We start from the raw sequence: 9,476 nt of genomic DNA on the forward strand, positions 1-9,476 counted from the left end.
AAGGCTACAGTTCAGTATGTCATCTCAAAAGGTATCGCTAAGGAGCGTATCTCCGGACAGGGATATGGTGAGAGCGAGCCACTTGTTGACTGCAAGGAAAACTGCACCGAAGAGCAACATGCTCAAAACAGACGATCTGAGTTTATTATCGTGAAGAAATAGTAATACTTACAAATGTAAGATTTGTAGTTTTTCTTTTTAGTTTTTCTATTTTCGTTAAGCCCTGCAGTTGCCCAACTGCGGGGCTTTTTTATTGTGTATTTGCTTAAAAAGTGTGGAATAAAAATTAAAAGTGTAGAATTTTTCTACACAATAAATGAGGTGTTTATGTGTAAGTTGTTGTTTTTCAATGTTTTTTATTGATGGCATGTGGTTTGGCTATAGTTAATTGCTGATTACCCAACAGGTAGAGGCATTACTCAATTAAATTAAACCCTAAATGCCAAAAGATGAAAAGTGAAACTATTACCTCAAAAGCATTGTATGCCCCAACAAATAATGCAAATTCATTTGTACAACAAAGGCAGGATATACCTAAAGTAAAAGTAGCTTCTGTTAAAGAGAATAAAGCAGAAAAAGAAAAATCTGAAAAAAGATCACTGGAACGTATAGTACTTGCAGGTACATTTTTACTGATGATTACCGCAGCTTTTTTAGTATATTACTTCCAGCCTGATTTTGATTTGCTTAACCTAAACCGCATGAGTTCTGTGGGTGGTATGATTTTAATCGGTATAGCTACAGCGTTGCTTGTGTACAAGGCATTATTCTTTTTGTATAGTGTATATCTGTATATCAGATACAGATCGATTAAATCAGTATCGGATGAAGAACTTCCTACAACAACGGTTATCGTACCGGCTTATAATGAAGGCCGACTGGTTTATGATACTCTGTTAAGTATAGCCACAAGTGATTATCCGCATGAAAAACTTCAGTTATTAGCTATAGATGACGGTAGTAAAGATGATACTTGGTTTTGGATGCAAAGGGCTAAAGATAAATTAGGGGACAAAGTTACTATTTTGCAGCAACCTGAAAATAAAGGTAAACGCCATGCGCTTTACAGAGGTTTTAAAATGGGGACAGGAGAGATTTTTGTAACGATAGACAGTGACTCTATTGTAAAAGCCGACACCCTTAGAAATATGGTAAGTCCGTTTGTAGTGAATGAAGAATGTGGAGCTGTTGCAGGTAACGTTAGAGTACTGAATAACAAGCAAGGGATGATTCCTAAAATGCTTAACGTAAGTTTTGTACTGAGTTTTGAGTTTATACGTTCGGCAGAAAGTATGTTAGGTTCTGTATTATGTACGCCGGGTGCCTTATCAGCTTACAGAAGTAAAGCGGTGTTTGGTTGTCTTGAAGAATGGATTAACCAAACCTTTATGGGACAACCTTCTGATATTGGTGAAGACAGAGCCATGACAAATATGATTATGAAACAGGGGTATCATATTAAATTTCAAAGGAATGCCTATGTGTTGACAAACGTACCTGAGCAATATAAAGGGCTTTACAAAATGTTCATTAGATGGGGTAGGAGCAATGTGCGTGAAAACATAATGATGTCAAAATTCGTATTTAAGAATTTTAGGGAAGGTTCTAAAGCCGGAACAAGGCTGTTATTTTTCAATCAGTGGTTAAAAATTGTAATGGCATACCCTGTAATACTCATGATGTTTATATTTATCGCAACCCACCCGTTACTGTTTTTAAGTTCTACTTTTTTAAGTATTCTTATTTACTCCAGTTTCCCTGTATTATTTTATGCAAAGAGATATAATGTAGCCGAATCGTTTTGGGCTTACTCATACAGTATTTTATACACTTTTGGTTTGTTTTGGATAACCCCTTATGCTATTGCAACTGCAAGCAGAAGAGGTTGGTTAACCCGAGGGTAATCTGGTGGTACAGATTATCCTGCAATGTTCGACCTGCTTAAATTTTAAGCAGGTTTTTTTATATGTAAACTATTGGCAGGGATAGAATTTGTTTAATATTCCCTATTTTTAGTGCCTATTAATATTCTGCCGGATATGTACAGATATAGTGACTCTAAAAGTGGTGCCGACTTCAGACTGTTTTCAGATGAAACCGAATTTGACCGTCAGTTTTACGGAAAAGACAGGAAAGACAAACTTCTTACCATTGCATGGAACAAAGGACAGGACCAAACGGTAGTAATAGACGGTATTGACTATGTGTTTCCGTCTAATGCTATGTTATGCCTTATGGTAAATGAGAGTTTTTATTTTTCGGAACCACGGGATATATTGGCATGGCAGTTTAACAGAGAGTTTTATTGTATAGTAGATCATGACAAGGAAGTAAGCTGTGTGGGATTCCTGTTTTACGGATCTTCGAACAGGATGTTTATAGCGCTTAATGGTGAGGATAAGCGAAAAATTTGCTTATTACTAGAAGTGTTTTATGATGAGTTCACTACTACTGATGTGGTTCAGGGAGAAATGCTAATGGTATTACTTAAAAGACTTATTATTATAGTAACACGCCTGGCTAAACAGCAATATATAAGCAAGGATGATTTGCCTGATGACAAGCTCGATGTGATAAGGAAATTCAATTTATTGGTAGAAAATCATTACCGTACTCAGCATCAGGTAAAATATTATGCCGACCAGTTATTTAAATCACCAAAAACCATTTCTAATTTATTTGCCCTATATAACCATAAATCACCGTTAAGTGTAATTCAGGAAAGAATTATAATTGAAGCTAAGAGACTGTTAACATATACAGATAAATCGGCAAAGGAAATAGCCGGAGAACTAGGTTTTGAAGATGCGGCTCACTTTAGCCGTTTCTTTAAAAAGCATACAACATTCTCACCAATATCGTTTAGGGAAACTTCGTTTATAGGGAAATAAAGCACATATTTAAGTATCATTTTTAATTACGGGAAATAAGTACCAGTATTCGGGAAATATGTCCCTTTTAAGGCAGTTGATATTGAAGGAACTTTGTACCATCAAGAAACAACAAGTCTAATTATTAAAATTGAAAAAATGAAAAATTTTATAGTTCCAACAAAAGAGCAGGTTTCTGCAAACAACCAGGAAATTTTTAATAACCTTGAAAAAATGGTAGGTTTTGTACCTAACCTGTATGCTTCATTTGCTTATTCTGAAAATGCACTTGGCAATTATCTTACTTTCCAAAACGGAAAATCATCCTTAAAAGCGAAAGAGAAAGAAGTAGTTAATTTGGTAGTGAGTCAGGTAAACCAATGTATATACTGTTTAAGCGCCCATACTGCAATCGCAAAAATGAATGGTTTTACTGATGAGCAGATAATTGCCATAAGAAAAGCAGAGGTAGATTTTGATAGCAAACTTTCGGCATTGGCAGTATTAGTAAAAAGTATTGCCGAAAATAAAGGTCATGCGGATGAAGCAGCATTAACTAACTTTTTTGAAGCTGGTTATGATAAAGGAAACCTTATAGATGTACTGCTTGTAGTAGGAGATAAAACTATAACGAACTACCTGCACGCCCTTACAGAAATCCCTGTAGACTGGCCAGCGGTACCTGCAATATAATTTATTATAAAAGTATATTAATCAAATCCCTGTGATAGTATCACAGGGATTTTTACTTTGTTTGGTACATAACAAATTATTTTATTAATGTTTTTTTTGTGTGATTGCTATGGTGGAAGGTATGCAATTTTATTATTTATATTGCAGGCTAAAATAATCTGCAAAAAAAGATGGTAGGTAAACAGGTTGGGGTGTTGTTGATTTTATTTTTATTTCCCTTTCTTCTTTTTTCACAAAATGTAAGGCACCTTTCGGTAGATGAAGGCCTGCCTCAGTCGTTTGTATCAGGAATTATTGAAGATAACGATGGTTTTATATGGATAGGAACCCGTAACGGACTTGCCCGTTATGACGGACACCGTTTTAAAATTTTCCAGAGCAGTTTTAATGGGAAAAATACATCTTTGGCTTCAAATGTTATTAGCCATATACGCAAGGAAAATGATAATTCTATGTGGATTATGTATGAGGGAGGCGAAATTGACAGGTTTGATTTTACTACCGAAAAGCCTACCCACGTTATTATTTCAAAATTTATAGAACAGCACAAGCTGAAAATAAACCGAAGGGTTTGGATGGTAACATCAGATAATACTTTTTGGTTTAAGGCTAGCTCAGGTATGCTGCTAAGTACTGCCTTAAATAATACAGATGTAATTACCGATTATTCAGGTGCTTTTGGTGAGAACAATCCGGTATATAACCTGCTTGAAGATAAAAATAAAAAACTATGGGTTTTGAGTCAGCAGGCATTAAATGTATTCAATCCCAAAACAAAAAAGTTTACTTCAATTCCTATTCCTTACGACATTTTTAAAGGGATGGAAATAAAAAAAATAAAAGAGAATTTTGCAGCCTTTTGTCAAAGAAATAATGGCGAACTAATGTGGGCAGACAAGGAATATCTTTATTTTTTTAACCCCGAAAAACAATCATTCAGGAGGATTAAGCTAATAGCCGAAACTAATTACGGTCCCAAATGGATAGATGTAGGGGATGATGGTATTGATTACTTTATGTCAGATAAAACTGTTTACAGTTATTCAGATGCGTTGGGTATAATCCCACAGGCAATAATAGAGCTGAGAGGAAACAGGCAGGCACAGGCTTTTATTACCGATCAGTCGGGATTGTTTTGGGTTGGCAGTGATGCAGAAGGTATTTATACCATAGACACCCGTATTAACTTTAAAAGTTTTGATTATGAAGATGATTTTGTAATCGACCTCCTAAAAGATGTTTACGGGATTGATGTTGTTGATTTTTTTAACTGGAGATATAATTTTGTAGGGGTATTGCAACCATCTTATTCATTACGTTCACAGTGGAATAATGATAAACACTGGTTAGCCCTTAATCGTACCGTGGGATATTTTGATACAAAATTAAATAAGGCTATCAAACTACCTGAATTACCTTCACAAGAGAAAACATGGTTTGTGCCTATAACAGGTATATCTGTGATTAGAAATGGTAATCCTGTAGTAGTAGATAAGAATAACTCAATATATATATATGATGATAAAGATAACAAATGGGAATTCATCCTATCGTTAGATACATTAAATCCTACCTTTCCGAAAAAAATACAAGCCAATAACCTATATGCCGACAAGGATACTAATATACTCTGGATAACTACTGAGGCTCATGGTTTACTTAAAGTAAGCCTTGCTGATAAATCTATAAAACAGATACAGAGCAGTCAAAATGGGCTGCCTACCAATAATCTTATAAATGTACTCCCTGATTTTGATGACAATAAGTTTTTATGGTTGGGAAGTTCATCAGGGTTAATTAAGTTTCATAAAACCACCGGGCAGTGTGAAGTTTTTTCTGTAAAGGAAGGCCTGCCTGATAATATGATTTACTCTATGCAGGCAGATGCGTTGGGTAATTTATGGTTAGGGACTAATAAAGGACTGGTGTGTTTTAATACCAATAATTACAATACCAGGGCTTTTACACGTAATCACGGCCTCAATAATATAGAGTTTAACAGACATCATGAGCTCATGCTTAAAGGTAATGAAATGGCTTTTGGCGGAGTTAAAAGCGGTGTGATATTTAGTCCTGAACTTATAAAGACCGATACCTTTTCACCCGATGTCACCTTTACAGGTATTAAACTGAATAACGAAAATATTTACACTATTAAACCTAACATTGGAGTTGTAAAGGGACTACAAAACCTTGAGCTGCCGTATAATGAAAATACTATAGCATTTGCCTATACTGCATTACAGTTTAATCAACCGCAGGATATAAAGTACCGTTACCGCCTTTTGGGGTATGATGATAACTGGGTTACGGCAGGTAATAAAAGGGAAGCTGTTTATACCAAGTTGCCTCCGGGTAAATATACTTTTGAGGTTAATGCTTCAAACACTACAGGTACCTGGAGTAATCATATAAAATCATTAAAAATAAAAATTACCCCACCCTGGTGGAAAACATGGTGGGCGATGCTGTTGTACCTTCTTATAGGTATCTGTGCCTTAGTTTGGTTCTTTAATTTTAAGGTAAGACAGCAAATGGTTAAAAACGAAATCAGGTTAAAGTCAAGGGAAACGAAAGAACTGCGTAGGCTTGACAAGGTTAAAACCCGTTTCTTTTCTAACATAGCACACGAATTTAGAACACCACTTTCATTAATACTGGGACCTGCCGAACAGCTTACTGATAAGGTTACAGCCGAGGATAACAAGTTATTAGAAATTATAAAAAAGAATACTGTTAGCCTTATCCAGCTAACAGACCAGTTACTGGACATAGCCAAACTGGAGGCTGGGGTTTTAAAACCTCAAATGGTTTGGGGTGATATAGTACCGGTTATTGTAAATATTACCGGTGTTTTTGCCGAGGAAGCCGCTGTAAAAAAGGTAACCATAAAACTTGAAGCGCCTGAGTCGGCCGAGTTTTTATTTTCAATCAATACGCTCGATAGGATATTGTATAATTTGTTATCAAATGCCCTAAAATTTACTCAGGAAGGCGATACTATTACGGTAACCGTGATAAAAGACGAAACCGGATTAATACTTAAAGTTAAAGATACTGGAAGGGGTATACCGGAAGAGGAGCAGTCCAGTATTTTTAACAGATATTACAAAGCAGATAATCAGAACCCTTTACAGGGAACCGGTATAGGACTCTCGTTAGTAGGGGAACTGGTTGAGCTGCATAAAGGAACCATAAAGCTGGAAAGTAGTACGAAGGTGCCAACAGGTACTACCTTTACCATACATCTTCCGTTTGCTGTACAGGAAAAAGTAAAGGTAGAAACTGTCCCTCAAACAGAAAATACAGAGAATAAACCAACGGTTCTTGTTGTGGAAGATCATGATGAACTGGTTAAATTCATATCAGAGAGTCTTCAGGATAAATACAATGTTTTGATAGCCCGTAATGGTAAGGAGGGCTTAAGTACAGCACTGGAGTCGGCGCCTGATTTGATTGTGAGTGATGTCTCTATGGAACAAATGAATGGCTTTGAGTTTTGTAAAGCTGTGCGGGAAGATATTAATATCAGTCATATTCCGGTTATCCTGCTAACGGCAAAAGCCGATATGGACAGCAGACTGGAAGGACTTTCATTTGGGGCAAACGATTATGTAACCAAACCATTCAGTATATCAGAGCTGAAACTGAGAATTAAAAATCTGTTAGAACTTCAGCGTAAGCAAAGAGACCGTTTTCATGATAAGTTCTCAAACATTATCCCATCAGAAGATGTGGAGAACGATGTACTTCAAAACGAGTTTCTGGATAAGATTCATATTATTATAGAAGACAATCTGGATAATAAAAATTTTAGTGTCGATGAGCTCGCCACATCACTGTTTATGAGCAGGGCTAACCTGCATCGTAAACTAAAGATGATGTTCAATTTACCAGCGAGTGAAATCATTAAAGTTTACCGACTTAAAAAAGCAGCACAGCTGTTAAAACAAAACTATAATGCAACCGAGGTTGCCTATATGACAGGGTTTAATACGCCATCGTATTTTTCTAAATGTTTTAAGGATTATTATAAGATTACACCTGCTAAATATGCTGAAAAATAGCATTTTGAGACAAGATTGTAATAATTTGAGACGAGATTGACAAAGTGAAATAATGAGTTATAAGACTTTTGGGACAAACCAAAAATCTACTTATTATGAATAGAAAAATACTTAATGCAGCCCGTTTACTAAAGGGCTCATTGTTCACTTTCTTACTCATGTCATCCTTCTCTGCAGAGGCACAAAATAATGCACTTTATTTTGATGGTGTAAACGATTATATCCAAACAGATTATGCAGGGATTTCAGGCAATGGGGCAAGAACTGTTGAAGCCTGGATTAAAACAGATAAAAACTCACTACCTGCAAATCAGGGTGGTGACGGGCAAAGCGTTATTGTAGACTGGGGTTCACTGGGAACAGGGACAAGGTTTACCTTTAATATCCTTTTTAATAATGCCATTAGGCTGGAGGCTCAGGGTAACGGAATAAGCGGTAACATTGCCGTTAACGACAACCTTTGGCACCATGTAGCTGTAGTGTATAATCCAACGGCTACAAATAAGGTAAAACTTTATGTAGACGGTGTGCTGGATGTAGAGGGTAACCTTACCGTTTCGGTATTCACTGGTTCGGCAACCGATGTTAGGATAGGCGGAAGAATTGATAGCACTAACTATTATGAAGGCGCTATTGATGAAGTCCGTATTTGGAATGTGGCACGCACACAAACAGAAATCCAGGCAAATATGGATGCTGCTTTTTGTGGTCCGCAGGATAACCTTCAGGCTTATTTCCAGTTTAATGAAGGTATAGCAGGAGCAGATAACACTGGTGTAACAACAGTTTACGACAGTACTGATAACGAATATGAAGGAACCTTTAACGGCTTAGCCCTTACCGGTACAACTTCAAACTTTGTAGCGGGTGATACCGAACTTGCAATGGTTGTTATTGATAACACGGTAACACTTGAAAGCGGTGTGTTAACAGCTACCGAGGTCAGTGAAGGTGTAACTTACCAATGGATAGACTGTGATAATGAAGATACTCCTATTGAAGGTGCAACAACACAGGCTTTCACACCTATAGTAAATGGTAACTATGCAGTAGTTATTACAAACGGTGGCTGTAGTGTACAGTCTGATTGTACAGAAGTTACAACAGGAACAGAGGTTTGTGCTGCACCATCTGCCATTGAAATTTCAGAAATCACAGCTTCAGCCGCTATGGTATCATGGACAGAAAACGGAGAAGCTACCCAGTGGGAAGTGCTCTACGGTCCTGCCGGATTCAATATCGAGACGGAAGGTACATCTGTTACTGTAAACGATGTTGCCGAGGTAACATTAGAGGAGCTTGATGCTAATACCGAATACCATGTTTACGTTCGTGCCGTTTGTGGTGAGGACTTCACCAGTGAGTGGGAAGGTCAGCAGGCATTCGTAACCCTTGAAGAAGCGGTTTGTGCAACACCATCTGCTATCGAAATTTCAGAAATCACAGCGTCAACCGCTATGGTATCATGGACAGAAAACGGAGAGGCTACCCAGTGGGAAGTACTTTACGGTCCTGCCGGATTTAATATTGAGACGGAAGGTACATCTGTTACTGTAAACGATGTTGCCGAGGTAACATTAGAAGAGCTTGATGCTAATACCGAATACCATGTTTATGTTCGTGCTGTTTGTGGTGAGGACTTCAGCAGTGAGTGGGAAGGTCAGCAGGCATTTGTAACCCTTGAAGAGGCAGTTTGTGCTGTTCCATCAGCTATTGAAATTTCAGAAATCACAGCGTCAACCGCTATGGTATCATGGACAGAAAACGGAGAGGCTACCCAGTGGGAAGTACTTTACGGTCCTGCCGGATTTAATATTGAGACGGAAGGTACATCTGTTACTGTAAA

At 37.3% G+C, this 9,476-nt stretch carries 6 protein-coding genes; all 6 read left to right on the top strand.

All coding sequences use genetic code 11. The annotated features are described in order from the left end of the window. A partial coding sequence (locus ABS768_RS17325) for an OmpA family protein (RefSeq protein ID WP_408076228.1) occupies positions 1–162 on the top strand: 162 nt, incomplete at its 5' end. A 287-nt stretch (positions 163–449) separates the two neighbouring features. Continuing rightward, entirely contained in the window at positions 450–1,904 is a 1,455-nt protein-coding gene (locus tag ABS768_RS17330; RefSeq protein ID WP_408076219.1) for a glycosyltransferase, read from the top strand. A gap of 135 nt (positions 1,905–2,039) precedes the next feature. Further along, positions 2,040–2,891 carry a helix-turn-helix domain-containing protein gene (locus ABS768_RS17335; protein ID WP_408076220.1) on the top strand — a complete coding sequence of 284 codons (852 nt, stop codon included), beginning with the start codon at positions 2,040–2,042 and terminating at the stop codon, positions 2,889–2,891. Between the two features lie 138 nt (positions 2,892–3,029). Further along, entirely contained in the window at positions 3,030–3,563 is a 534-nt protein-coding gene (locus ABS768_RS17340; protein WP_408076221.1) for a carboxymuconolactone decarboxylase family protein, read from the top strand. 170 nt (positions 3,564–3,733) lie between these two features. Further along, positions 3,734–7,630: an ATP-binding protein gene (locus tag ABS768_RS17345; protein ID WP_408076222.1), complete on the top strand. Its 3,897-nt coding sequence runs from the start codon at positions 3,734–3,736 to the stop codon at positions 7,628–7,630. Positions 7,631–7,725: 95 nt separating this feature from the next. After that, positions 7,726–9,476: fibronectin type III domain-containing protein (locus tag ABS768_RS17350; RefSeq protein ID WP_408076223.1), on the top strand; the 1,751-nt coding region annotated here is incomplete at its 3' end.

The sequence above is a fragment of the Flavobacterium rhizophilum genome (genome assembly GCF_046000485.1).
In the GTDB taxonomy this organism is placed as follows: domain Bacteria; phylum Bacteroidota; class Bacteroidia; order Flavobacteriales; family Flavobacteriaceae; genus Flavobacterium; species Flavobacterium rhizophilum.